The sequence below is a fragment of the Helicobacter pylori genome (assembly GCF_001653455.1).
In the GTDB taxonomy this organism is placed as follows: domain Bacteria; phylum Campylobacterota; class Campylobacteria; order Campylobacterales; family Helicobacteraceae; genus Helicobacter; species Helicobacter pylori_A.
Map to the genome: position 1 here is coordinate 65,446 of NZ_CP011486.1, position 26,292 is coordinate 91,737.

A 26,292-nucleotide genomic window follows, 5' to 3' on the forward strand; every position below is an offset into this window, starting at 1 on the left:
AGAAAGGAAAACGCATGAGTAAAGTGCAAATGGATACCGAAGAGGTTAGGGAATTTGTAGGGCATTTAGAACGCTTTAAGGAATTGATGAATGAGGAAGTGAACAGCTTGAGCAGCCATTTCCATAATTTAGGATCATGGCAAGACGCTAAAAGGGATAATTTTAGCGAGGTGATAGACAACTTGAGAAGCACTTTCAATGAATTTGATGGAGCCGCGCAAGAGCAAATCGCATGGCTTAAAGAGAGGATTAGGGTTTTAGAAGAAGATTATTAAAGGGTGGTTTATGGCTGAATGGAAAACGGACACAGAAGAAGTCAAAAAAATCGTTAAAGCTTGCAGGGATTTTAAAAAATCCTTGCAAGAAGAAAAGTGTGGTGGTTTTATCAAAGATCTTGATCGTTACGCGCGAGAAATCCAAATAGAACGCAGAAAAATTGAAATGCAATTGCAAGGCGCTAGAGAAGAATTAAGAAGAGCCAAAAGGAATGAAGATGACGCTGGATTTGTTTTAAAAGGCTTGCAAACCGCTTCTGTCCTCTCGTTTATTTGGCCTCCTGCTAGAGTGGCCGCTGCAGCAGCCATTACAATCGCTGAAATGATTTTGAAATTTATGAAAGAAGACACAGAAAAATGCAAAAGGAATGTGGATCTATTAGAGCGAGCGCTTGAAATCTATTCCAATCAAGCTAGAGCGAGTAGGGATCTTGTGGAGGGATCTTGGGAGGGCGTTAAAAGCAGGTTAGGGTTTTATACGGATAGGCATCAGGAATTTATCAAGCGTTTGAATTATGCGAGTGCGGCGATAGATGAAAGATACGATATTGCACCTCCAGAAAGTTTGAAAGAGCGCGATTTTGAAAGCCCCACGATCTTTAATAGCGCTAACAAAAAGGTTTGTGATGAGCGTTTGAAAGATTTGAGGGAAGATTTCAGCTTTTCTTTATACGCTGAGTTGAAAGACAAGATCAGCGCTTCTTCTCATAGAGATTGCGCCACAACCCCTAAAGAGCATGGATTGGATTTGATGAGCGTTGGTATTGAAAGCTTGACTTTAGCCAAAAAACATTGCGCTAAAAACATTAAGGAAGCTTTACAAGATTTTACGGAAAAAGTCAAAAAATCCCCCAACGATTTGAACGCCATGAATGAAGCCTTTAATCGTTTAAAAACAGAGTTAGAAAGAGTTGCAGATGATGAACGCTTGAAGGGCTTGAGGGAAAATCTTAGCGCTTCTTTGCATGCTTTATACGCTGAATTGAAAGACAAAATCCATCAAAACGCTTTATCTGGCGATGAATTGGAACGCATGATAGCCTCTAAAGAGCGAGAAATTGAAAAGAATTTGATGGACTCTTTTGATGGAGGCTTGAGCTTGAAAGATAAAACTAGCGCTTTATCTAACGATGATTTAGAACGCATGATAGCCTCTAAAGAGCGAGAATTTGAAAAGAATTTAGAAGATTTGATGCCAAGCGATTTAAGCGTGCATGCTTATAATGAAAGCTTGACTTTAGCCAAAAAGCATTGCATTAAAAACTGCAAAAAAGCTTTAGAAAGTTTTATGGAAAAAGTCAAAGAATCCCCTAACGATTTGAACGCTCTCAATGAAGCCTTTGATCAGTTAGAAACAGAGTTAGAGGGGTTTACAGAAAATTTGAGCCAAAAAATAGCACCCGTTTTAGAGCTTTATGAAAATTACAAGCAACGAGCGTTGGACTATGGCGAGTTTTTAGAAAGCAAAAAAGAGGGCTTTATTGCAGATGAGCAAAACCCCTACCCTGATGAGGTCAAATTCAATGAGTTGCGTTTAGCGGAGTTTGATAGCGTTTTTAGCGTGATTGTGCCTTTAGAAAATTTAAGTAAAACCGCATGCACTCATCATGCCTTAAAGGCTTTACAAGCCACGGATAAGGATTTGGGCTTTGATGCAATAGAGTTGGAGCAAATCGCAAAAGGGTTCATTCCTAGGGGGTATTTGTGGCATTTTGATGCAAATATTTTAGGGAATGTGGCGTTAGTGAGAGAAGAGTTATTATTAGGGGTGAAACACACGAAAGGATATTCACTATGGAAACAATTCCTGCAAACTCAGAACTGAATTGGGAATTTGTAGAGCCGCTCAATGAAAATGCCCTTAAAGGGGTAGAAGATCGATTCAAAGTGGCTTTGAGCGATGCGTTTAAGGACTTTATCAAGCGATCAAATCATGGTTTTAGCCAATGGCGTTCTTTCATGGTGGGCAATGAGACTTATGCGTTCAAACATGTTTTGAATTTCAATTTAGAGGGCGAGAGTTTATTGGTTATTCTTATGCAGAGCTTGAAAGAATTTTTAGAGCCTGAAGAAATCATCTTCGCTAATGACGGGTATGGAGGGTATTATCTTTTGAATACGAGCACTGATGTGGTGCTGTTTTTAGACACTGATGATGGTTCAAAGCATGTATTGTTGCATCTTAAAATGTTTTTAAAAAAATTAGAATCAAGGGGTTAAAATGTTTTCTCATAAAGTTTTTTGGGAGGGTTGCACCCTTAAATTAAGAAAGATTTGCGATGATTTCACAGAAAACGCCATGCAAGATGATTTAGGGCAGAAACTTAGAAATGAAGTGCTAGAGGAGATGCTTAAATGCGTGCATGATTTAGAAATTTTAGAGCAAGAAACCCAACACGAAAGAAGAAAAATCAACGATCATATTGAAGAAGCCAAGCGTTTGGTGAGGCAAATTGATACGAATTTCCATTCACAAAGCGAGATCGATAAGCTTATGCGTGAAGCCAAAGAGCATGAAAGAGAAGCCAATAAACGCTATGATGAATATTTAAAATCCGATAAATATTTAAAATCTAAGGGTAAAGATGATTGATGTGAATGCTTTATTGCAAAAATTAGACGATGACCTAGAAAAAGTGAGCGCTAAAAAAGAGCCAGAGAGTTTTCTTAACCCGCTCTTCAATCAAATTCAAGAATACCAAAAGAGTATCAGACAAGTTCAAGCGCAATTTGGAGAGACGCTTTATTTTAATGAGACGAGTTCTTACCCCAGATTTTTGAGTTGCGGCTTGTTGGAGGTTAAAGGCAAGAATGGCGCCAATCAGGTTTTTGAACCCTTTTATTTGCCCAGAGTTTATCCTTTCCCCCCTAAAAGTTTGTGTATAGAGAGCGAAAGAGACGGGCAGTTTTTGAGGGAAATGCTCATGCGCTTACTCTCTAGTGCGCCTTTAGTGCAACTGGAAGTGATCTTAGTTGATGCACTGAGTTTGGGGGGCATTTTCAATCTGGCCAGAAGGCTTTTAAGTAGAGACAATGACTTTATTTACCAACAAAGGATTTTAACTGAAAGCAAGGAAATAGAAGAAGCTTTAAAACATTTGTATGAATATTTAAAGGTTAATTTGCAAGAAAAATTAGCCGGTTATAAAGATTTTGCACATTATAATGAAAACGCTACAGACCCTTTGCCTTTAAAAGCGCTTTTTTTAAGCGGGATAGACGCTTTGAATAAAGACGCGCTTTATTATTTGGAAAAGATCATGCGTTTTGGTTCTCAAAATGGGGTTTTGAGCTTTGTCAATTTGGAGAGCGAAAAAAACAATAAATCCGCAGAAGATTTGAAAAAACATGCGGAGTTTTTTAGGGATAGGACAAGTTTTGAACGCTTAAAATATCTTAATGTAGAAGTCATCAACGATCAAGGTATCCAATCCCAACACATGAAAGAATTCGCTGATAAAATCAAAGCGTATTACGAGCAAAAAAAAGAAGTTAAAAGGGAGTTGAAAGACCTGCAAAGAGAGGGTGAATTTTGGACGAAAAGCTCCCAGGATGAAGTGGTTGTGCCGGTGGGGTGGGATATTAACCATAAAGAAGTGCGTTTTGAAATCGGTAAAGCGCAAAACCACACGCTCATTTGCGGGCGTAGCGGGAGCGGGAAATCCAATTTCTTGCATGTGTTGATTCAAAATTTAGCTTTCTACTACGCGCCCAATGAAGTCCAACTCTTTTTATTAGACTATAAAGAGGGGGTGGAATTTAACGCCTATACCAATCCGAATCCTTTAGAGCATGCGAGGTTGGTGAGCGTGGAAAGTTCGGTAGGTTTTGGCATTAGTTTTTTAAGCTGGCTTTGTAAAGAAATGGAAAAAAGAGCCAGTCTGTTCAAGCAATTTGGGGTGAAAGATTTACAAGATTATAGAAAGCATGAGGAAATGCCCAGACTGATTGTCGTGATTGATGAATTTCAGGTGCTTTTTAGCAATAACTCCACTAAAGGGAAAGAGAGCGTGGAACGATCTTTAAACACTCTGCTTAAAAAGGGCCGTAGCTATGGGATTCATTTAATCTTAGCCACTCAAACCATGCGCGGCACTAATATCAGTAGCAGCCTTAAGGCTCAAATCGCTAACCGCATCGCTTTACCTATGGATGCAGAAGATAGCGATAGCGTTTTGGGCGATGATGCGGCTTGTGAGCTTGTCATGCCAGAAGGCATTTTTAACAACAACGGAGGGCATAAAAAATACCACACCAAGATGAGTATCCCTAAAGCCCCTGATGATTTCAAAGCCTTTATCCAAAAAATCCATACTGAATTTAACCAAAGAGGTCTTGACCCCATAGAGCATAAAATCTATAATGGTGAAGAGCGTTTAAAAATACCTAATATTCTTAAAGCTAATGCAATGCGCTTGCATCTAGGAAAAGGGGTGGATTACGAACAAAAGGACTTTATGATTGGGTTTGAAAACAACGAATCGCATTTGTTGGTGGTGAGCAACAACATAGAATCTCGTGCAATTTTAATGAAGCTTTTAGCCCAAAACATCAAAAGCGCAGATAAAGAATGGATTTTTTGCAATGCAGAAAAACGCCTTATGAGGTATTTTGACACAAAAGAATACGGCATTGCACCTAGAGAAAACGCTTTAAACGCTTTGGATAGCGTTGCAATCCCTAATAGCGTGTTAATGATAGACAATTTAAACGAAGCGAAGGAATTGCATGATAAAGCAGGGTTGGAGAAATTAAAATCGTTTTTAGAAAAAGCCACCGACAACGAGCAGTATTGCGTCATTTTTGCACATGATCTCAAGCAAATTTCTTCAAATTACAATCCTGGTGGTAGTTTGAAAGATTTGTTGAAAAGCCACTTCAAGCAATGCCTAGCTTTTGGGTGCAATGATGAAAGCTTAAGGGCCATCAAAAGCTTGCACGCTAGGGAAAACGATTTATCATTAAAAACCAAACACAACGCGCTCTTCATAGACGCTTCTAAAGACAGCGTTACGGAATTCAGGCCTTTTACAGAGTGAAGCGCCCAACCGCTAAAAACGCTTGGGCTTTTTAGGTTGATGTTGCCCATGGGAAGAGTTTCTCACTCTGTGTCCCTATAGTAGGGATTTTACAGAGTTTGAATTCTAACGCATTCTCTTTCACGCATCATATTTCCAAAGCGTAACTTTGCACGCTTCTTAGATACGAATGGGGATATATCCCATGAATTAGCAGTATTCAATCCAATCGCTGAATAAGGTTTTTAAAAAAAAGGGGTCAAAAAGACTAAAGGGTTTAGTCTTTTTAGATTTTTAGCTTTAAATTTTTTGCGTGACTAAACGAGCGATTTTTTCTCTTAAAGCCAATAAGGGTTCTGAGCCTTTCGCTAAAGCTTTTAAGCATAAATGAGAACTAGCGATCTCGCTCACTGCCCCATCCACTTCGGCTTCTTCAATCCATTCTCGCGCACCAGACAGCTCTAAAGGGCAATTGATAAGCACCAGATTCAAATAATGCGTATAGCCATCAAACATGCACATGTTGGTCATGTCGGTGGTTTTTGGATCTAAAATCGTGTTGTCGTAATAGATGGGTTTCTCATCTTGTGAAATAGAGATTTTAGTGTGCAAGCGGTTGAATTGGAACAATTCATTCCGTGCCACTCGCCCAGCGACAATGATTTCACTATAAAGCAACTGGGAGCTAGAATGCAAAGAAATCGTGGTATTGCCCTTAAAATGCGCGTTTTCAAAAGGGATCAAGGGAAAAGGTGCGAAGTCTAAAAAAGCGTTTTCTCCCACAACAATATGCATGTCTCTGCTAGCAAACCCGTCTTCGGTGTTGTGGATTTTCTCAAAGGATTGCGAAGTGATCCTTAACTTGCAATGTTGACCGATGTTCAATTGCATGTCTTGCGCATCGCCTTTCATTAAGCCAGGGCTTACCGCTAAAAGCATGATTTCAGCTAAATCGTCTTTAGGGTAAAAAGGCGCCATGAGTTTAAAGGGGGGCGTGAAGAAATTGTCTTCAATCACGCACCGCCCGTCAGCCCCTATTTTGGTTTTTAGCCTGAGCTTGGAATCTTGAGCGTAAGTAGTCATCAATCTTCCAATAAAGCGTTGCGCTTAATCCAAGCGATCACATCATCTAGACCTTCTTTAGAGCGGATATTTGTAAAAATGAAGGGCTTTTCGCCGCGCATCTTTTTAGAATCCCTTTCCATGACTTTCAAGTCCGCTCCCACATAGGGGGCTAAATCAATTTTATTGATGACAAGCAAGTCTGAGCGCGTGATTCCTGGGCCACCTTTCCTGGGGATTTTATCGCCTTCAGCCACATCAATCACAAAAATCGTAAAGTCCGCTAACTCTGGGTTAAAAGTCGCCGAAAGGTTATCGCCTCCGCTTTCAATCAAAAGCAATTCCAAATTAGGGAAACGGCCATGCATTTCTTCTACCGCTTCTAAATTCATGGAAGCGTCTTCTCTAATGGCGGTGTGAGGACAGCCTCCTGTTTCTACGCCAATAATCCTCTCTCGTGGCATCACCGAATTTTTACACATAAACTCGGCGTCTTCTTTAGTGTAAATATCATTAGTGATAACCGCCATGTCATAGTCTTTTGACATGTGGCGCGTTAACGCTTCAATCAAGGCGGTTTTACCGCTTCCTACAGGACCACAAACTCCAATTTTTACCATAAAATTTCCTTTCAATGTTGAGGTTAAAATTTAAGACATATAAAGGCGCGAGTATAAACTCTCATGCTGCATCGCCTTAATGTCGTTTTGAATGCTTGCCGCGCACAGGTGGCTTTCGTCTAATTCTAGGGTTTTTTCTATGAGCTGGTTAAAAGGGCTTTGCAAGCTCAATAAGATTTTTTGCCCGTCATTTTGGGACAAAGGGACGCTTTTAACGCAGTTGATCACCATGTTAGAAGTTTGCGCATAAAGATAATGCCTTAAGGCTTTTGTTAATTCAATCTTCAAACTCGCCGCAAAAACGCCATAACTAGTGGCATGGGTTGGGTCTTTGGTTTTTTGAGCGTAAGTGTTAAAAAACGCACCCATGTCTAATTCGTTCATGGCTTGCAAGGTTTTAATGAAGCGATTGCCTAGTTTTTGATTGGCTAATCTTAATTCCATGGGGCTTGTGGATAATGCGATAATCTCTTCAATTTCTAAGATTTTGTTCAAATCGTTTTGAAGGGTGCTTTCATAGGTGAGTTTCAAGCTCAACATTTCAGTGTAAAGGAATTGGCTAGAGAGATTGGCTTTTAAATACTCTAAAGCGCTTTCTTTGTTGGTAACCTTTTTTTGCTGGATGTAAGTTTCTAACCCAAAAGAATGCGTGTAAGAGCCAATAGGGAACACTGCATCATTGACTTGCAAAATTAAAAATTCATTATCCACATGATTACCCGCTTTTGGAGTAGGGGTTTTCTGCGGCACGCTCGTGTCTTTTTTAGTGCTTTTCACGCTTTTTCCTTTATCCTACTTTTTATTTCATTACCACTTTAAAATCGCTCGCCAGTGAGACCTTAAAACTAGGCTCGTTATGGGGCATGCTCACGGTCAAGCGTTCTTTTGAATCCAGTTTTGAACTTAAAACACGATTTTGCACCCCTAACTTTTCCAATAAGGCTAGCGTGGGTTTTTCAAATGGTGTTTTAAATTCAAATTGAGACTCGCCATAGTATAAGGCTGCATGGCGGTTTCCTATTTCATAGCATATTTTGGCTACTTCGGCCACGCTTTTAGCTTGAATGTGAATCACTTCAGAATCCAAGATATTGATGGCGATAATTTCCTTCTCTTCTTTAAATAAAATATCCCCTTGAGAGAGACCCAGCTTGGGAGCGTCTTTAAGGCGTATGGCTATGTCTTTATTTTGCCTAGTTTTAAAGCGAGCGATTTTTTTTCTCGTTTCAAACCATTCTAAATCCACATAATCCACCTTGAAATCTAAGGGGTTTAAATCCCTTAAATTGCCCATCAAACGCTCTATGATCATCTCACACCCAGTGTTGGATAAAGAGCAACCAAGCAGGAATCCAAGCGGTTAAAATACCTTCAATGATGGCAAGCCATGGAGTGAATTTCCCTAAAGGAATTTTCAAGATGTTTTCAATAAAAGCAGTAAGCCACAAAACACCCCAAGCCAACCAAATGATAGCCCACCAATCGCCTTCAGTGATGCCTAATACTTTATGGTCATCTAGCATATCGCTATAGTGAGATAAAATCGCAGCAGGAACAGTGTTGATCGCTACGAACAAGCTATACCAAGAGTAAGGCCTCCAATCCAAACCAAAAGTGTGGTTGATAGCTGCATACAAGTAGGTAAAACCAAACAATAACCCAGTAGCTGGCCCATAGAAACTAGTCAAATGGTGCGATACTTGAGCAATATCTTCTGCACCTTCTACAGGGGCTGTAGGGTGGAGTGCGGAATAAGTGATGACCACCACATTACATACAATGGAAAGCCCACCCACAAAAAAGTTCATCACCGCAGTGCTTTTGGGGTCAACTTTAGTCAAACCACAAATCCCGTTGCTGATCAAAACAATCCCAACATATAACAATACAAGTCCTAGCATTGCCTTTTCCTTCCAAACAAAAATTTTTACAACAAACGCACCTTACGAATAACTTTTGTTGCTTGAGCTAATCATAAAGAAAAATAGTAAATTGATCAAAAATAAAAACAAAAAAAGCCCCCAATCCTTTGATAATCAAAAAATTAGGGAGCTACAAACTAAGATTTAGGGAGAAACACTCCCAAAAATCCTAGAAAATGCTAAAGAGTTGCGCCAAGCTCACTTTATTAGCCGGTTTAGAAGTTACTTCTTTACCATCCACGAATACATGGTAGGTTTCAGGATTGACTTCAATGTGAGCGGTAGTGTCGTTGAATTGCATGTCTTTTTTAGTGATGTTTCTGCAATTTTTAACCGGTAATACTTGTCTTTCAAGCCCTAACTCTTCTTTAATGCCTTTTTCATAAGCCGCTTGAGACACAAAAGTGATATTTGCATCGTATTTAGCTTTACCATGGTGGGCAAACATTTCTCTGTAATAAACCGGTTGTGGGGTAGGGATAGAAGCGTTCGCATCACCCATTTGGCTTAACGCAATGAATCCGCCTTTGATGATCATGTTAGGTTTCACACCAAAGAATGCTGGACTCCATAATACCAAGTCAGCCACTTTGCCCACTTCCACAGAGCCTACATACTCGCTAATCCCATGAGCGATTGCTGGGTTAATGGTGTATTTAGACAAGTAGCGTTTGATTCTGAAGTTGTCGTTGTCGCCTTTTTCTTCTTTCAAGCGGCCAAATTCTTTTTTGTTTTTGTCAGCAGTTTGCCAAGTTCTAGTGATAACTTCACCCACACGACCCATCGCTTGAGAGTCAGAACTAGTGATAGAGAAAATCCCCATGTCATGCAAAGTGTCTTCAGCTGCAATGGTTTGAGGGCGAATCCTTGAATCAGCGAACTGAACATCTTCTTTAATGCTTTTATCCAAGTGGTGGCATACCATAAGCATGTCCATGTGTTCGGCTTCTGTATTCACGGTGAAAGGGATAGTAGGGTTAGTTGAAGCGGGTAGAATGTTGTGTTCACCGGCTACTTTAATAATATCAGGAGCGTGTCCGCCGCCAGCGCCTTCAGTGTGGAAAGTGTGCATAGTGCGCCCAGCAATCGCTGCCATAGTGTCTTCTACACAACCGGCTTCATTCAAAGTGTCTGTGTGGATAGCGACTTGCACATCGTATTTGTCCGCAACATCTAACGCATGGTTGATTGCAGAGGGAGTGGTACCCCAGTCTTCGTGGATTTTAAAGCCAATTGCACCGGCTTCAATTTGATCGGCTAAGCTTGCATCATTAGAAGCGTTACCTTTGCCTAAGAAACCTAAGTTCATAGAATATTCTTCAGCCGCTCTGAGCATCCATTTTAAATTTCTTCTACCTGGAGTGATAGTGGTTGCGTTAGTGCCATCAGCAGGCCCGGTTCCGCCACCAATCATGGTTGTTACACCGCTTGCAAAAGCTGTAGGGATTTGTTGGGGTGAAATGAAGTGGATGTGTGTGTCAATCCCACCAGCCGTTACGATCAAGCCTTCACCGGCTAGCGCTTCAGTAGCAGGACCCACGCTAAGATTGTTTTTAACGCCATCTTGCATGTCTTTGTTACCGCCTTTGCCAATACCAGCGATTTTGCCGTCTTTAATACCAATATCCGCTTTATAAATACCGGTGTAATCCACGATTAAAGCGTTAGTGATGATTAAATCTAATTCTTCCTTGCTAGGGTTGTTAGATTGGCTCATGCCTTCTCTTAAAGTTTTACCGCCACCGAATTTAAGTTCTTCGCCATAAATGGTGTAGTCATGTTCTACTTCAGCAATCAAGTCTGTATCACCCAATCTCACTTTATCGCCTGTAGTAGGACCATACATAGATACATATTCTTTTCTGCTAATCTTTTTCATTTCTTACTCCTTAATTGTTTTTACATAGTTGTCATCGCTTTTAGCGCCATGAAAACCACGCTCTTTCGCTCTGTGTAAAGCAATTTTTTTGCTTTCGTTGTCTGCTTGCCTATCAACCAACGCGTTAAATCCAAAGATTCTTCTGTTGCCACCAATGTCAATCAATTCTACAGATTTTTCTTCGCCAGGTTCAAACCTTACCGCTGTCCCACTCGCAATATCTAAGCGTTTACCGAAAGTTTTTTCTCTGTCAAAGTCTAAGCATCTATTCACTTCAAAGAAATGGAAGTGTGAGCCGATTTGAACGGGTCTGTCGCCCACATTTTTAACTTTCACGCTGACAGCTTTTTTGCCTTCGTTGATAGTGATGTCTTCATTTTTTAAGAACAACTCACCAGGCACTAATTTACCATTAGCCTCAATAGGGGTATGCACGGTTACGAGTTTGGTTCCATCAGGGAACATCGCTTCAATACCCACTTCATGGATCATGCTTGCTACGCCGTCCATCACATCATCCGGTTTTAAAAGAGTGCGCCCTTCTTGCATCAATTCAGCCGCACTTTTTTTACCAGCTCTCGCTTCCTCCATAATATGGGCACTAATCAAAGCTACGGCTTCTACATAGTTAAGCTTAATGCCTTTTTCTTTGCGTTTCCTAGCTAATTCTCCAGCGTAGTGGAGCATCAACTTATCTAACTCTTTTGGGGTGAGTTTCATCTCATTCTCCTATTCTTAAAGTGTTTTTCCTTGAAGACATAACGAAATCAAGGTTGGAGTAATTGTAGCAATGTTTTGATTTACTAAGATTAACAGAAGCGTCTATTAACTAATTATTATTTAAAATGAATTAGTATTATAGTTTTTGAACCACTATTAAAGCGTTATTGGAGCGCGTTCAATACCCTTTAGAATGATTTTATAAAAATTTTATCAAAATCAAAAACCCACAAAGTAAGAATTAATGAGAATTAGAATTGGAGTAATAATGGTGGCCACGACTGGACTTGAACCAGCGGCCACTACCATGTCAAGGTAGTGCTCTACCAACTGAGCTACGCGACCTCTATTAAAAAGGGTGATTATGCCTTAATTTTGTTTTGTTTTTGCTTAAAAAAGAATTGTCTTAATAACAAAACGCCCACGCCCGCATCTATCATCGCATCGGCGAAATTAAAAATAGCAAAATCAAATCCATAATGATAATACACATAATCCACAACGCCCCCATGCACAAACCGGTCCAAGATATTAGAAACCCCAGCGCCAAACACCATGCCAAACTCTATCGCATGGGCTTTAAAAAGTTCTTTTTGGCGCATTAAAAAGATAAAAAGCCCTAAAATTAAAAGGATTTGCAGGTATTTTAAACCCCCCTCTAAAAAACTAAGCAACGAAAACGCCACGCCCTTATTGAACACTAAAACAATATCTATAACCAAACTTTCATAGCGAAACCCCTCTAAAACAGCGTATTTGATCGCTTGATCCACGCCAAAAATAAGGAGAAAAACCCCTATAAAAACCAACAAGCTTTTTTGAGTGGTTTTTAGCACAAATGCCCTTCAAAAAACTCTTTCAATTCTTGCATTTTCAATTCTAGCAATTTTTCATCTTTGGCTTCTAAAAGGATTCGCAGTTTGTTTTCAGTGCCGCTATAACGGATCAAATGGCGGATTTCTAGCTTGTCTAATTCTTTTAAAAGAGCGCTATAACCTTTCAAGCTTTCTAAAGGAAGCTTTTTTTGAATATCCAAATTCACCAGGCTTTGGGGGTATAATTCAAAGGGGTTTAGAGCAATAGAGCTTACAAGCTTGCTTTCTAACACTAAAGCGCTCACTTGCAACGCGCACACCAAGCCATCGCCGGTTTTAGCGTAATCGCTAAAAATAATATGCCCGCTTTGTTCGCCTCCAAAATTAGCCTTATTCAATTGCATGCATTCACTCACGAATTTATCCCCAATCGCGCAATGTTTTAATTCTAAATCTTGGGATTTTAAATATTCTTTAAGGGCTAAGTTACTCATGCTTGTAGCGACAATCGCTTGAGAAGAAAGGGCGTTTTTAGATTTTTGATAAACCCCTAACACCCCTAAAAGCTTATCCCCATGCACGATATTCCCTAAATTATCCACCACCACTAGCCTATCGGCATCGCCATCAAAAGCAAAGCCTAGATCCGCGCGGTATTTTTTCACTTCTTGGCTCAATTGGTTAGGGTGTAAAGCCCCGCATTGCTCATTGATATTGCACCCATTAGGCTCATCATTGATCACTAACACATCAGCCCCAAGCTCGCTAAAAACGACCGGAGCCACCTTATAAGCTGCACCATTAGCGGTATCTAACACGATCCTTAAACTCTGTAAGTTTAAATGTTTGGGGAAAGAGTGTTTTAAATGCACGATATAGCGCCCTATGACATCGTCTATCCTTTTAGCGCTGCCAACGCTCTCGCCCACTTTATAACTAGAATGCAACAATCCTTCATTGTGAAAGATTTCTTCAATCGCTCTTTCTTCTTCTTCTTTAAGCTTGTAACCATAAGAATTGAAAAATTTAATCCCATTGTCTTCAAAAGGGTTGTGGCTCGCGCTTATCATAATGCCTGCATCACAGCGCATGTCTTCGGTTAAAAACGCAATCGCAGGGGTAGGCATAGGCCCTATTTGGATCACATTATAGCCTATGGAAGTGAGAGCACTCACTAAAGCGTTTTCTACCATGTAGCCGCTTTTTCTAGTGTCTTTACCAATTAAAATTTTATTGGTTTTAGAATGTTTTTTAAAATACAATCCCGCAGCAATCCCTAAACGCATCACAAACATGGGGGTGAGTTTCACCCCTGCCTTACCTCTCACGCCATCAGTTCCAAAAATTTTCATCGTTATTAAAGACCTTTTAAACTATTTTTAATCAATTTTTAGATAGGATTATGCCAAATTTTACATTACAAGGGGATTAAAACAAGGCTATGGCAAATCATAAGTCCGCAGAAAAGCGAATCAGACAGACCATTAAAAGAACCGAAAGAAATAGGTTCTATAAAACCAAAATTAAAAATATCATCAAAGCCGTGCGTGAAGCGGTCGCTGTCAATGATGTAGAAAAAGCTCAAGAGCGTTTGAAAATCGCTAACAAAGAGTTGCATAAATTTGTCAGCAAGGGGATTTTAAAGAAAAACACCGCTTCTAGGAAAGTTTCAAGGCTTAACGCTTCAGTGAAAAAAATCGCTCTCGCTTAGTTTTAAGAGCGGTTTAACTTCTTTAGCTCATAATGAAATTTTATTATTGAGATTCTTTTTAAGTTTTAGCGTTTTTAAATTGTTGCATCTTTTTTTAAATTTATTTATAGGTAATCTCGCATGTCTATTTTAGCCGAAAAGCTTTCTTCCATTCTCAAACGATACGACGAACTCACAGCCTTACTCTCTAGCGCTGAAGTCATTAATGATATTAAAAAACTCACCGAATTGAGCAAAGAACAAAGTTCCATTGAAGAAATCTCAGTAGCGAGTAAAGAATATTTGAGCGTTTTAGAGAATATCAAAGAAAATAAAGAGCTTTTAGAAGACAAAGAATTGAGCGAGCTGGCCAAAGAAGAATTAAAAGCGTTAGAAATTAAAAAAAGCGAGCTAGAAGCTACCATCAAGCAACTGCTTATCCCCAAAGACCCCAATGATGATAAAAACATCTATTTAGAATTAAGAGCCGGCACAGGGGGCGATGAAGCGGGCATTTTTGTAGGGGATTTGTTTAAAGCGTATTGCCGTTATGCGGATTTGAAAAAGTGGAAAGTAGAGATTGTAAGCTCTAGCGAGAACAGTGTAGGGGGTTATAAAGAAATCATCGCTTTGATTAAGGGTAAGGGCGTGTATTCAAGGCTCAAGTTTGAAGCAGGCACGCACAGAGTCCAAAGAGTCCCTGAAACAGAATCTCAAGGGCGTATCCACACTTCCGCTATCACAGTAGCGATCATGCCTGAAGTAGATGATGTGGAGATTTCTATCAACCCTAGCGATTTAAAGATTGAAGTGTTTCGTGCCGGTGGGCATGGAGGGCAATGCGTCAACACCACAGACTCCGCCGTTCGCATCACGCACCTCCCCACTAATATCAGCGTGAGCATGCAAGATGAAAAATCCCAGCATAAAAATAAGGACAAGGCCCTAAAAATCTTAAAAGCGCGCCTTTATGAAAAACAAATTGAAGAACAACAGCTTGCTAACGCTAAAGACCGAAAAGAGCAAGTCGGCAGTGGGGACAGGAGTGAGAGGATCCGCACCTACAATTACCCGCAAAACCGCTTGAGCGAGCATAGAATCAATTTAACTCTATATAGTTTAGAAGAAATCATGCTTTCAGGGAATTTAGATGAGGTGATCAACCCTTTAATCGCTCACGCTCAAAGCCAGTTTGAATAAAACCCCCACTACAACAATCCAATAAAGCGATAAAAAGGTTAAAAGCATTTTTATCATTTAACTTTAACTCAAGCCAAAATCTTAGTAAATAGGGCGTTGCAAGAATGATTAAGCCATGATTTTAACAATCATTTCATGGATTTCATGGTTGGTGGTTTCCTTTTTGGGGTAGCTATTATCCCAAACCCCAAAGCTCCAAATTTTAGCCACACCAACCAGCCATAAAACAGCCTAAAATCATTGTTGCGCTGGTGTGGTTATAATTTAAACCACCCTAAAAGATAAATAAAATAAAAAACCTCCTCTTTAACCCATAAAATTTAGTTATAAATAAATTTTAAATTCTATATATATTAATACATTTTTACAATAAAAAATTTTATTTAACATATTCTTAACAAAAAAATCACCTTTTTGTGATATAACTTTAGAGCTTAAATTTTAAAAAGCGGCATTGTATTGTGTAAAAGCGAATGTATTAGGACAATTCTTAACCTTTGATGACCCCCTATATTTTGTGGCTTGCATGGATACAATGAAAAAAGAAATCTTTAGGATTTCTCACATTAAGGAGTTTTAAATGAAAAAAGTTTTTTTAGGTGTGGCGTTAGCCTTTAGTGTGTCTGTGGCAGAAAAAAGCGGCGCGTTTTTAGGAGGAGGGTTTCAATATTCTAATTTAGAAAACCAAAACACCACCCGCACTTCAGGCGCTAACAACAACACCCCAATAGACACTTCAATGTTTGGCAGCAATCAAACAGCCCCAGCCCCTCAAGTGCAGAGCGCTTCTAAACCGGACACTAAAGTTCCAAGTGCAAGTTGGATGAAAAAATAAGGGAGGAAATCATGAAAAAGTCATTCAAAAAATTAGGCTTTGTCTCTTTAGCGGCAAGTAGCGTGCTTTTAGGGAGCATGAACGCTAGCGATTTAGAAATTTACGCAGCCTTACAAAAACCATCGCATGTTTTTGGTAATTATGCTACAAAAGACGATAAAGGTAAAGATAGTGAATCGCTAAGCGCTTCACCAACCCCACAACAAGAAGCTCAAAAAACCGCTACAAGCGACAGCCAAGAAGCAACAACCCTTGAAAATACTGCTTCTACTGACAACGCAACTGCTACAACTGATAAAGCTTATGAAAATAGCACCGACACCACTGTAGCTGGTGCGGCCAAAAAAGTAGAAACCGATAATACAGCCGTTCAAAGCGCTCAAACAGATTTACAAAACGCTGTAACCAAAGTTGAAAACGACGCTAAGGCTAAAGATTTTGATGAAACAACTTTTCAAGCCGATCAAAAAGCAGAACAAAGTGCTCAAACAGCTTTACAAAACGCTGAAGATCAACTCACTGAAGATCAAAATACTTTAAGCACAGATTTGCAAGATCAAAAAACAACACCGCCATTAACCCAATCGCCAACTAAAAAAGATGAAACAAGTGGAACTCCAAGTTCTAGCGGAAGCGCTGTGGCAAGCCAGCTAACCAAAGACACCGCTACGGTTGATGGGTTTAGTAAGGTTAGCGTAAATTCTATGAACACCACTTTAAGTGGGGTAACGCAAATGTCTCAGCAAACCGCAACGATCAGCAACCTTTTGAGTAGTAGCACTGATTTAGGCAGTGTGATTTCAAATTCTCAAGGATTAAGCGATGCGTTTAGCACCCTAGCGAGCGCTCAAAGCACTTTAAAAGGCTATTTGGATTCTTCTAGCGCGACGATCGGACAATTGACAAACGGCTCTAATGCGGTTGTGGGCGCGTTAGATAAGGCTATTAATGAAGTGGATATGGCTCTAGCTAATCTTGTTACGACTGACACGCAAAAAACGCAAGCCGTTGTGCTTGCAACTACCGGTAATAGCGCCACTACCGATGCGATCAATTTCTTAAACGCGCTAAAAACCAATCTAGCGGATCAAAAATCTGCTTTCATGAATGTGAATCAAAACATTAAAACCGCTGTCGCTCAAGCTCAAGCGACCTACACGCCGAGCGTAACCAACACCAATAATTACGGGCAAATGTATGGGGTAGATGCGATGGCGGGGTATAAGTGGTTCTTTGGTAAAACCAAACGCTTTGGCTTTAGGTCTTATGGATACTATAGCTATAACCACGCTAATTTGAGCTTTGTAGGGAGCAAGCTTGGAATCATGGAAGGAGCGTCTCAAGTGAATAACTTCACTTATGGCGTGGGCTTTGATGCGCTTTATAACTTCTATGAAAGCAAAGAGGGCTATAACACCGCAGGGTTATTCTTGGGCTTTGGGTTAGGGGGAGATTCATTCATTATTCAAGGAGAGAGCTACTTAAAATCTCAAATGCACATTTGCAATAACACCGTAGGCTGTTCAGCGAGCATGAACACGAGCTATTTCCAAATGCCTGTTGAATTTGGTTTTAGGAGCAATTTTTCTAAACACAGCGGGATTGAAGTGGGCTTTAAGTTGCCTTTATTCACCAACCAATTCTATAAGGAAAGGGGCGCGAGTGAATCAGTAGATGTGTTCTATAAAAGGAACTTCTCCATCTACTTTAACTACATGATCAACTTCTAAGCCTTTCCTTCTTTCAGTAGGGAGTTTCCTCTCTGCTGGTTTCTTTCTTTTTTCTTTTGTGTGGGGATTTTAGGTTTTTGTTTAAAAAGAGTTTTTAAAAGAGTTTTTAACAAAAGAAACGCCTAAAATAAGACCTTTTGTTTTGAGATTTGATTTTTTACTTTGGCTTGTTTTCAAAAATCATTTTGATTTCTAAAAATAGTCTATAATGCTCGCAAGAGATACTTTTTAAGGTTATGAATGAAAATTGTAAAAATATTTTTTATGATGACACTCAGCTTGAACGCTATTAGCGTGAATAGGGCGTTGTTTGACTTAAAAGATTCGCAATTAAAAGGGGAGTTAACGCCAAAAATCGTGAATTTTGGGGGTTATAAAAGCAACACTAGTGAGTGGGGGGCTACCGCTTTAAATTACATTAATGCGGCTAATGGCGATGCGAAAAAATTCAGCGCGTTAGTGGAAAAATTGCGTTTTAATTCTGGTATATTGGGGAATTTTAGAGCGCATGCGCGTTTAAGGCAAGCTTTAAAATTGCAAAAGAATTTGAAATATTGCCTTAAAATCATCGCTAGAGATTCTTTTTATAGCTACCGCACCGGTATTTATATCCCTTTAGGCATTTCTTTAAAAGATCAAAAAACGGCTCAAAAAATGCTCGCTGATTTGAGCGTGGTAGGGGCGTATCTCAAAAAGCAACAAGAGAGCCAAAAAGCTCAAAGCCCTTATTACAGGAGCAACAATTATTACAACTCTTACTATAGCCCTTATTATGGCATGTATGGCATGGGAATGGGCATGTATGGAATGTATGGCATGGGAATGTATGATTTTTATGACTTTTATGATGGCATGTATGGATTCTACCCTAACATGTTTTTCATGATGCAAATTCAAGATTACCTGATGTTAGAAAATTACATGTATGCACTCGATCAAGAAGAGATTTTAGACCATGACGCTTCCACTGACCAGCTTGATACGCCCACTGATGATGATAGGGACGATAAGGACGATAAATCCTTGCAACAAGCAAATCTCATGAGTTTTTATCGTGATCCTAAATTCAATAAAGACATTCAAACCAACCGCTTGAATAGCGCCTTAGTCAATTTGGACAACAGCCACATGCTCAAAGACAATTCGCTCTTCCACACTAAAGCCATGCCCACTAAAAGCGTAGATGCGATCACTTCTCAAGCTAAAGAGCTTAACCATTTAGTGGGGGAAATCAAAGAAATGAAGCAAGATGGGGCGAGTCCTAGCAAGATTGATTCAGTTGTTGATAAAGCTATGGAAGTTAGGGATAAGTTGGATAATAACCTCAACCAATTAGACAACGACTTAAAAGATCAAAAAGGGCTTTCAAGCGAGCAACAAGCTCAAGTGGATAAAGCGCTAGACAGCGTGCAACAATTGAGCCATAGCAGCGATGTGGTAGGGAATTATTTAGATGGGAGTTTGAAAATTGATGGCGATGACAGAGACGATTTGAACGATGCGATCAATAACCCTATGCAACAAGCGCCTATTAACAACAACATGAATAACACCCATGCCGATGATAGTAAAGATCAAGGGGGTAACGCGTTCATAAACCCTAACAACCCCACCAACGACGATCACAACGACGATCACATGGACGCTAACACCACTGATACCGGTAATGCAAACGACACCACCACTGATACCACTGACGATAAAGACGCTGGCAATATGGATAATACCGGCGATATGAATAACACCGACACCGGTAACAATGATATGAATAACACTGACACCGGTAATACTGATATGGGTAACAGCAACGACGACATGGGCAATAGCAACGACATGGGCGATGACATGAACAATGCGAACGACATGAACGATGATATGGGTAATGGCAACGACGACATGGGCGATATGGGCGACATGAACGATGATATGGGGGGTGGCGATGATATGGGAGACATGGGCGATATGGGCGATATGGGGAATTGATCACCAAACTTAAAAACGCTCAAAAAAGGCGTTTTTTTTAATCTTATAAAAGGGCTTGCAATAATCAAGCGATAATTTCTTTTTAAAGCGGTTTTTGGAGTTAGGGGGATATTACAAAAGGGCTTGTAGGGGGAGAATTGTTAAAACGCCCTTTATTCTCTTGTGATTTTGATCATAAAATAAATCTAAAACAATATTTTTTAATAATAAAATCTAAAACAATAAAATAAAGCTTAACCCCCATTTTTGGAATTAAAACTTCTTTTTACCCACATCTTCTAAAATATCTTGGGAGATCCCATCAATTTTATCGCTGACTTGTAAAGAATGGTTAGCGATAGTCAAATTATCCTGCACATCTTGTTGCAAGGCGTTAATGGAGCGGTGGATATTTTCCACGCCCTTATTTTGCATTTTAATGGATTCAGCGTTATCAGCGATGCTTTGAACTAAAATATTAATGTTGGCTTCAATCTCACTGAGCGATTTTTGCGTCCTTTCAGCGAGCTTTCGCACCTCATCAGCCACCACTGCAAAGCCTCTCCCATGCTCGCCGGCTCTTGCAGCTTCAATAGCGGCGTTTAGGGCTAATAAATTCGTTTGATCGGCAATGTCTCTAATCATATCCACCACGCTTTTAATGTCTTCGCCTTGAGAGATCATCTCCTGGCTTTTAGAATCAATCGTTGTAATGATATTAGTGATTTCTTCTAAGGATTGGGTGGTGTTTTTCAGACTTCTTTCTTGCTTGTGGGCGGTTTTGGTCAAATTATCCACGCAAGTTTTTAAATCTTTGGATTCATGATTGAGCGTGTTCGCAAACCCTAAAGAAGCTTTAAGCATGCTAGAAATTTCTTGCCCTAAAGTATTGAGCGCTTTTTCCATGTTGGCTTTAGGGTCTTGGATGTGGTGGGTGAAATCTAAATTTTTATAATGCTCTAGGGCGTTGTTTAGGGCTTCTATGTTGGCACCAATTTGGTTGCGAAAATACTGGATAATGCTATTAATCGTGTTCCTTAAGGCTTGCAAGTCTTTGTTTTTAGGCATGCATGCGATTTCTTGGGTGAAATCCCCACTCTCCACAAAATTAGCCACTTCAATGCTGTTTTGAATGGCTTTGCTATCGGCTTGAATGCTTTCTTGGGTTTTAAGGATATTTGCATTAATAGAAGCTTGCATTTGCCCAATTTCATCATAGGCGTTTGGGGGTGTTAGGTGTATGGCATGGTTATTTTTAGGGTTGTTGAGCAGGTTGAAAAAATCATTTAGGGTGTTATTGACCCTGCTAATGCGTTTGGTTACAAGATTAGAGATAATGACAAAGACTAAAAAAGCTAACACCAGCACGCCCAAAATCAAAGTAGTGATAATAATGTATCTGGTGTTTGTCGCTTCTTGAAAGACTAAAGATTTGTTAACATATTTCCCAATCGCCCAACGCCAATGATGGCTATTATCCCCTTTGTCTTCAAAAAAATCAAAGGGTTGTATGGCTAAAAAGGTTTCTGTATTCCCGCTCAATGAATGGTAGCTCAAAGTGCCGGCTTCATTTTTGTCATAATATTCCACAGCTTTAGCGACTCGTTTATCCGGATTGATAGCGCTCAAAATTTTATCTTGGATCTCATGATTGGGGTTGATCAAAAGCCTGCCGTCTTTCCCCATTAAAAAGGTATTACTCTTATTTTGGCCTACTACATCGGTATAAAAAGCGTCAATGTTTAAAAAGAAATTTAACGCGCCCATAGCATTTTGATTTTTATCTATTAGGGGGAGGGTAATATCCATGCCATAGATTTTATCGCCGTTGATTTCTTTATAGTAGGGATCTGAGTGGGTTGCTTCTTTGAGCGATTTGGCTTGATTGACCATGTTTTCATTGAGCGCAATGCTAGGGTAAAGGATTTTTGAACGGGTATTCATCGCAGTGATGGCCCGCTCATTGCTATTCGTATAAATCGCATTAATCAATAACACATGAGGGTTTGCGAGTAAAAACTCAGAGAGCATGCGTCTTTTTAAAGCGTCATTAACAGAGCCGTTTTCATCGCTTAGAAATTTTTCAAGGGTATTAACGCCAATAAAAATGCGCTTCATTATGCCTTGAATTTTAAAACTAGTCAGTCGGGCTTCTTTTTGCAACAATTCCGTGGCCTGGTGTTGCAACACGCTTTCAACCTTGTAGTTGATAATAATACCCATAATAGCGCTAATCGCAATAACAACTGCGCACACCATGATGACAATTTTAAAACCAATTTTTGTAGATCCCATCGCCCTTGCCTTTTAAAACTAATTTAATAGCGAACGATTATTATACATTATTTTGAAGCTTTAATAAAACGAGAAAAAGAGAAAAAAGAAAATTAAAAGATGGCCAAAGCCCTCCCAAAGCCCCAAAAAGGGGGAGTAAAAGAAATTATCTTTTAGAGAATTGCGGGCTTCTTCTGGCCTTTCTTTTACCATATTTTTTGCGCTCAACCACCCTTGAATCCCTAGTGAGCAAGCCCTTAGGTTTCAAAATGGCTCTAAAAGCAATATCATAAGCGTTCAAGGCTTTAGAAATGCCATGCCTTAAGGCTTCCGCTTGCGCAGAATAGCCCCCACCAAAAACCACCGCTTTAATATCCACAGATTGCTCTTGTTTGGTTAAAAGTAAGGGTTGCATGACTTTCATTTTAATGGCTTCATGCCCGCCTAACCATTGGTTTAGGCTTTGCTCATTGATACTCAATTCGCCTTTACCCGGAGTGAGCCACACTTTAGCGATAGCGGTTTTTCTTTTACCGGTAGCATAGATTTTTCTCATTTAGCGTCCTTTTTGCTAGTTTGTGCGGTGTGAGGGTGTTTATCATCACGATAAACTTTGAGTTTTTTAATCATCGCTTTCCCTAATTTCGTTTTAGGGAGCATGCCTCTAACGGCTAAATGGTAGAGCTTTTCAGGGGTTTTTTCTAGCATTTCTTGAAGGGTTTTACTCTTGGTGCTGCCAAAATAGCCTGAATGGGTGAAATACTCTTTATCTTCTAATTTCATGCCTGAAAATTTAACCTTATTGGCATTGATAACGACTACAAAATCCCCACAATCCACATTGGGGGTGTAAAAAGGGCGGTGTTTCCCTCTCAAAAGCACGGCGATTTCCGTGATCAAGCGACCAAAAACTTTGTCTTTAGCGTCCAAAACGACCCAATCACGAACGATGTCATTGACTTTAGCGGTCTTTGTCATAAGAATCCTTTGATAAAATTAAAGCGACTATTATAAGAAAATAAACTTAAATATTGCTGAATTTAAGGAAAGTTTAAAGTTTAAATATAAGTTTTAAAATTTGTTTCATTGCTTTTGATTTTATTGTAAAACTCATTTCTTAAGTAAAACTCATTTTTTAAGGGGATAGGGGGGTATTTTGGAATAACTCTCCCCCTTAACCCCCAACTAAATCCCCCTAACCCAAGAATACCGCTTTAAAAAGCTATCGCTTGCTTTTTGCAAGCTCTGTATTTAGTTTAAAAAATGCCTTTGAACATTTTGCAATTTCGTTACCCATACTTAGCCAAAGCCCTTATTTTTGCCCTTGGTTGAGTCTTTCTTCTATTTTTTTGATTTTTTGGCTCATTTGAGCGCTCGCATTGATTTGATTGATGAGCATGTAAAGGTTTATCATCATCAAAAGCACCACTACAATCCCTAAAAAAAAGACGATTTGAATGGCTTTTTTAGCGATTTCTTGGGCTTGTTTTTCTTCTTGCATTTTAACTTTCCAACTCTTCTGGGGATAAATCTTTATAGAATCGTTCCAATTCAAAGCTTTCCCCTAAATACGCAGCGATTTCTTGGGAATCCACAAGGGCGTTTTGCAAGCAACTTGTCGCACCTGGAGAGGGAGTCATGTTAAAAGTGATGCCTTTATGGGTGCAAATCTTTTTCTCGCCTAATTCCAGTTTTCGCTTGGTTCTGTCTAAAACTTGCGGGCGCACTTCGCCAAAACCATGAGCGTATTCTAAATCTTCTAGGCTAAGAGAGGGGATAATTTTTTGAGCGTCTTTTAAAAATTTTCTTTTGCCGATAATGGGCAATTCAAAGACCATGTTTTTAAACACATAATTACGGATTTCTTTATCGCTCATCAAATCAAATGCAATCTTAAACACATCTTGATTCAAATCCATTTTTAACAAGTCCAAACTAATGCCCTTGAGCCAGCATTTGTTGCGCTCTAGTTTGGGCATGGTTAAAGCGGTAGGCCCGATTCGTGTTTTACCTTTAATGACTGCATCAGGGTCGCCATGCACGGCTGCAAAAGGGAGTTTGGGGTTTTGAACGGTATAAACCTTACCCTTTAATAAATTAGGCACAAAATAAAAGCTGCCCGCCACAGGCAAGCACCCTAGATCCAATCCGTAGCCCATGCTTTGAGCCAAAGGCAGAGCGTAAGAGCCGGCATTGACTAACACGAATTTAGCATACACTTCTTCAGCGTCTTCTGAAATGAGCGCGTAAGTGTCATCTCGCTTTTCAATCTTTTTCACTTTGAAATTCAAAAACACCTGGTTGTTGGGCTTTAATTTTAAGGCTTCTTCCACGAAATTTTCGCTCAATTTCGCAAAATTCATCGTGCTCCAGTCTTTCCTATACCCATGACCGATGATGTTTTCATGCCTGTCTATTCCATTAGCCCCTAAAATCACATTAGGCTCTAACTCTTTAATCGTTTGTTTGTCAAATTCCTCTAACCCCACAAAAATTTCTTTAAAAGATTCGTAGCGTTTTTTCATGAACTCGCATTCTTCATCGCCCACGCCTATAGCCATTTTTTGGGTTTCAAAAATCACTTCATTTTGCAAGCCTTTATTCAAAGCGTATTGTCTGGTTTTATAAGCGCTCAAACGCACTTTTTTAGCTTTTTCTGGAGTGTAGTTCGTTTCAATAGAGCCATCATGAATGGTTTGTGAATTAGCCTTAGCGCTGGAGCTGATTTGAGCTAATTTAGAGCATTTTTCCACAATAGCCACGCGCTTTAGGGAGCTGTATTCGCTCAAAGTGTAAAAGGTCGCGCACCCTGAAACCCCACCACCAATAATAACGGCATCAAATTCCATATTCATTGTCTTTCTCCAAATGTTTTAAATTAATAAATTGCAATCATAATATAAGAAAATCAATTAGCACTCAAAGGGCTTGAAGTTTTATTGATAAAATCTTTCAAATCGCTCATTCCAAGCACCCTATCAATCAATAATTTCTTTTTAGAAAACGCCCCATTATGCTCTTCAGCCAACCATAATGAAGTGATCACCACGCCTCCTATTTTATGCCTCAAGGTTTTGAAATGCTTTTGGGTTTGCACCGACCAAATGCTGTGAGCGACAATGACTTGATGGTTGTATGCACCTAAATAGAGCATGATATGCCCTTTTAAATAGATGAGCGTGCCAAAAGGCGTGGCGTTTTTAAGGATGTATTCTTCTTTTTCTTTGGCTTTCATGGAGCTTAAATCCATGTAATTGTTCGCATAGCGGCTTTGCGCATAGGAATTTCTAGGGAGCAAAATACCAAAATTAGCAAAACTATCCCTGGTGAAAGCCGAACAATCCCTATTGCCTAATAGCCCACCCCAGCCGTATTTTTGCCCTAGCATGGTGTCTATAAAATAAGCCATGTTTTCGCTATTAAACGCTTTAGGGAAAACAAAAAAATCTTTTTCATTCAAGGTTATACTTTGTAAGGTTGCATAGCCTTTAGAGTCTTTCAAAAAACCATAGGCTTTTAGAGATTCGTCTTTTTTGTGGTTTTTAGCAAGATCTTTAGGAATGAGAGCGAATAATTCGCCCACTCTCGCTTGGGTGTAAAAATCCCCATAGTCTGTATAAAGGGGGATTTTATCTTTTATGGGCATGACATAATCTTTAAGTTGTGTTAAAAGCTCTATGTCTTTATCGTGCATGTAAGCTAGATCGCCAACTTTAATCCAGCCATAAACAAAACTGCTTTGAATGTGGGCGTAAGTTTTATCCGTGTTAAAATGCGTGATCAAAACCGGCGTACCTTGAAAAATCAAGGAATTTTGATACCTGTCAAAGGGGTAACCTTTTTGAGAGAGGTAATAGGGTTTGTTAGTAGGCACAGCCCGCACATCGCTATCTCGCACTACAACGGCTTTAATTTTAGCGCTCGGGTAATGTTCAATATCCATGCTTTTAATAAGCTCATCATTGAAAGCCTTTGCGTTGGGTTTTAGATCTTCGCCATAACCGGTGGATTTATTCATCTCTTTAAGGATCCAAAACACTTCTTTTTTATTGCTTTTGACTTTCGCATCTAGCCATGGGGAATACCACGCCTTAAGATAGCTCTCTTTTAGGCTTTCTCTTAGTGCTTGGGGGTCAATGCGATTAGCGCTATTACCATTATTACCACCATTTTGGGGGCTTGCAAGATAGCTTGAAGCCTCTTGGGGTAAAGACAAATCTTTGAGTGCAAGATCTTTTTTAACGCAACCCACAAACAAAAACAAGAAAGCCAAAATAAAATAACGCATGC

Annotated in this window: 25 protein-coding genes and 1 tRNA gene; 10 read left to right on the forward strand and 16 right to left on the reverse strand. The window is 39.6% G+C overall.

All coding sequences use genetic code 11. The annotated features are described in order from the left end of the window. Positions 1-14 precede the first annotated feature (14 nt). The 5 genes from AA977_RS00315 to AA977_RS00335 are packed head-to-tail and all read left to right on the forward strand — an operon-like array spanning position 15 to position 5,314. Positions 15-275 carry a hypothetical protein gene (locus AA977_RS00315; RefSeq protein ID WP_020971752.1) on the forward strand — a complete coding sequence of 87 codons (261 nt, stop codon included), beginning with the start codon at positions 15-17 and terminating at the stop codon, positions 273-275. Positions 276-285: 10 nt separating this feature from the next. Further along, a complete protein-coding gene (locus AA977_RS00320) occupies positions 286-2,100 on the forward strand; it encodes an HNH endonuclease (RefSeq protein ID WP_064434135.1) in 1,815 nt (604 codons plus the stop codon). Beyond that, on the forward strand, positions 2,070-2,495 hold the full coding sequence (locus AA977_RS00325; RefSeq protein ID WP_064434136.1) for an SMI1/KNR4 family protein: 426 nt from the start codon (positions 2,070-2,072) through the stop codon (positions 2,493-2,495). The genes AA977_RS00320 and AA977_RS00325 overlap by 31 nt, the downstream gene beginning before the upstream one ends. A 1-nt stretch (position 2,496) precedes the next feature. Then, entirely contained in the window at positions 2,497-2,868 is a 372-nt protein-coding gene (locus AA977_RS00330) for a hypothetical protein (RefSeq protein WP_064434137.1), read from the forward strand. Further along, on the forward strand, positions 2,861-5,314 hold the full coding sequence (locus AA977_RS00335; protein ID WP_064434138.1) for an FtsK/SpoIIIE domain-containing protein: 2,454 nt from the start codon (positions 2,861-2,863) through the stop codon (positions 5,312-5,314). The genes AA977_RS00330 and AA977_RS00335 overlap by 8 nt, the downstream gene beginning before the upstream one ends. A 279-nt stretch (positions 5,315-5,593) precedes the next feature. On the opposite strand, the gene AA977_RS00340 is transcribed toward AA977_RS00335, so the two are convergent. From AA977_RS00340 to glmM, 10 genes are all read right to left on the reverse strand, one after another. Beyond that, complete coding sequence (locus AA977_RS00340; protein ID WP_064434139.1) at positions 5,594-6,376, reverse strand: urease accessory protein UreD; 783 nt, start codon at positions 6,374-6,376, stop codon at positions 5,594-5,596. Next, the gene (gene ureG, locus AA977_RS00345; protein WP_000238766.1) at positions 6,376-6,975 is read right to left on the reverse strand and encodes an urease accessory protein UreG; all 600 of its coding nucleotides are present in this window, start codon (positions 6,973-6,975) and stop codon (positions 6,376-6,378) included. The genes AA977_RS00340 and ureG overlap by 1 nt, the downstream gene beginning before the upstream one ends. A 30-nt stretch (positions 6,976-7,005) precedes the next feature. Further along, a complete protein-coding gene (locus AA977_RS00350; RefSeq protein WP_033754072.1) occupies positions 7,006-7,752 on the reverse strand; it encodes an urease accessory protein UreF in 747 nt (248 codons plus the stop codon). Positions 7,753-7,774: 22 nt separating this feature from the next. Then, positions 7,775-8,287, reverse strand: coding sequence for an urease accessory protein UreE (gene ureE / locus AA977_RS00355; RefSeq protein ID WP_064434140.1), 513 nt, complete (start codon positions 8,285-8,287; stop codon positions 7,775-7,777). A 1-nt stretch (position 8,288) separates the two neighbouring features. After that, entirely contained in the window at positions 8,289-8,876 is a 588-nt protein-coding gene (gene ureI / locus AA977_RS00360; RefSeq protein ID WP_000901267.1) for an acid-activated urea channel protein UreI, read from the reverse strand. Positions 8,877-9,066: 190 nt separating this feature from the next. Further along, positions 9,067-10,776, reverse strand: a complete 1,710-nt coding sequence (gene ureB / locus AA977_RS00365) for an urease subunit beta (RefSeq protein ID WP_064434141.1) — start codon at positions 10,774-10,776, stop codon at positions 9,067-9,069. Between the two features lie 3 nt (positions 10,777-10,779). Continuing rightward, a complete protein-coding gene (ureA, locus tag AA977_RS00370) occupies positions 10,780-11,496 on the reverse strand; it encodes an urease subunit alpha (protein WP_000779229.1) in 717 nt (238 codons plus the stop codon). Positions 11,497-11,765: 269 nt separating this feature from the next. After that, a tRNA-Val gene (locus AA977_RS00375) sits at positions 11,766-11,841 on the reverse strand. A gap of 17 nt (positions 11,842-11,858) precedes the next feature. Beyond that, positions 11,859-12,332, reverse strand: a complete 474-nt coding sequence (lspA, locus tag AA977_RS00380) for a signal peptidase II (protein WP_064434142.1) — start codon at positions 12,330-12,332, stop codon at positions 11,859-11,861. Then, the gene (glmM, locus tag AA977_RS00385; RefSeq protein WP_064434143.1) at positions 12,326-13,663 is read right to left on the reverse strand and encodes a phosphoglucosamine mutase; all 1,338 of its coding nucleotides are present in this window, start codon (positions 13,661-13,663) and stop codon (positions 12,326-12,328) included. Before glmM ends, lspA begins: the two co-directional genes overlap by 7 nt. Before the next feature lie 89 nt (positions 13,664-13,752). Between glmM and rpsT the strand changes: the two genes are divergently transcribed. The 5 genes from rpsT to AA977_RS00410 all read left to right on the forward strand — a co-directional run bounded on the left by rpsT (position 13,753) and on the right by AA977_RS00410 (position 19,749). Beyond that, positions 13,753-14,022 carry a 30S ribosomal protein S20 gene (rpsT, locus tag AA977_RS00390; protein ID WP_001273618.1) on the forward strand — a complete coding sequence of 90 codons (270 nt, stop codon included), beginning with the start codon at positions 13,753-13,755 and terminating at the stop codon, positions 14,020-14,022. A gap of 120 nt (positions 14,023-14,142) precedes the next feature. Beyond that, a complete protein-coding gene (gene prfA / locus AA977_RS00395) occupies positions 14,143-15,201 on the forward strand; it encodes a peptide chain release factor 1 (protein WP_064434144.1) in 1,059 nt (352 codons plus the stop codon). A 580-nt stretch (positions 15,202-15,781) separates the two neighbouring features. Continuing rightward, the gene (locus tag AA977_RS00400; protein WP_064434145.1) at positions 15,782-16,036 is read left to right on the forward strand and encodes a hypothetical protein; all 255 of its coding nucleotides are present in this window, start codon (positions 15,782-15,784) and stop codon (positions 16,034-16,036) included. Positions 16,037-16,047: 11 nt separating this feature from the next. Beyond that, positions 16,048-17,766 carry an outer membrane protein gene (locus AA977_RS00405; protein WP_064434146.1) on the forward strand — a complete coding sequence of 573 codons (1,719 nt, stop codon included), beginning with the start codon at positions 16,048-16,050 and terminating at the stop codon, positions 17,764-17,766. 240 nt (positions 17,767-18,006) lie between these two features. Beyond that, positions 18,007-19,749 (forward strand): hypothetical protein, encoded by a 1,743-nt coding sequence (locus AA977_RS00410; RefSeq protein WP_064434147.1) that lies wholly within the window; start codon positions 18,007-18,009, stop codon positions 19,747-19,749. 252 nt (positions 19,750-20,001) lie between these two features. On the opposite strand, the gene AA977_RS00415 is transcribed toward AA977_RS00410, so the two are convergent. The 6 genes from AA977_RS00415 to AA977_RS00440 form a co-directional block, all read right to left on the reverse strand. After that, complete coding sequence (locus tag AA977_RS00415; protein WP_064434148.1) at positions 20,002-22,023, reverse strand: methyl-accepting chemotaxis protein; 2,022 nt, start codon at positions 22,021-22,023, stop codon at positions 20,002-20,004. 145 nt (positions 22,024-22,168) lie between these two features. Further along, positions 22,169-22,558 (reverse strand): 30S ribosomal protein S9, encoded by a 390-nt coding sequence (rpsI, locus tag AA977_RS00420; RefSeq protein WP_001227269.1) that lies wholly within the window; start codon positions 22,556-22,558, stop codon positions 22,169-22,171. Continuing rightward, positions 22,555-22,980: a 50S ribosomal protein L13 gene (gene rplM / locus AA977_RS00425; protein WP_000167675.1), complete on the reverse strand. Its 426-nt coding sequence runs from the start codon at positions 22,978-22,980 to the stop codon at positions 22,555-22,557. Before rplM ends, rpsI begins: the two co-directional genes overlap by 4 nt. A 334-nt stretch (positions 22,981-23,314) precedes the next feature. Then, entirely contained in the window at positions 23,315-23,503 is a 189-nt protein-coding gene (locus tag AA977_RS00430; protein WP_020971771.1) for a DUF5408 family protein, read from the reverse strand. A gap of 1 nt (position 23,504) precedes the next feature. Continuing rightward, on the reverse strand, positions 23,505-24,857 hold the full coding sequence (locus tag AA977_RS00435; RefSeq protein ID WP_064434149.1) for an FAD-dependent oxidoreductase: 1,353 nt from the start codon (positions 24,855-24,857) through the stop codon (positions 23,505-23,507). Positions 24,858-24,910: 53 nt separating this feature from the next. Further along, positions 24,911-26,290 (reverse strand): SH3 domain-containing C40 family peptidase, encoded by a 1,380-nt coding sequence (locus tag AA977_RS00440; protein ID WP_064434150.1) that lies wholly within the window; start codon positions 26,288-26,290, stop codon positions 24,911-24,913. Between the last annotated feature and the right edge of the window lie 2 nt (positions 26,291-26,292).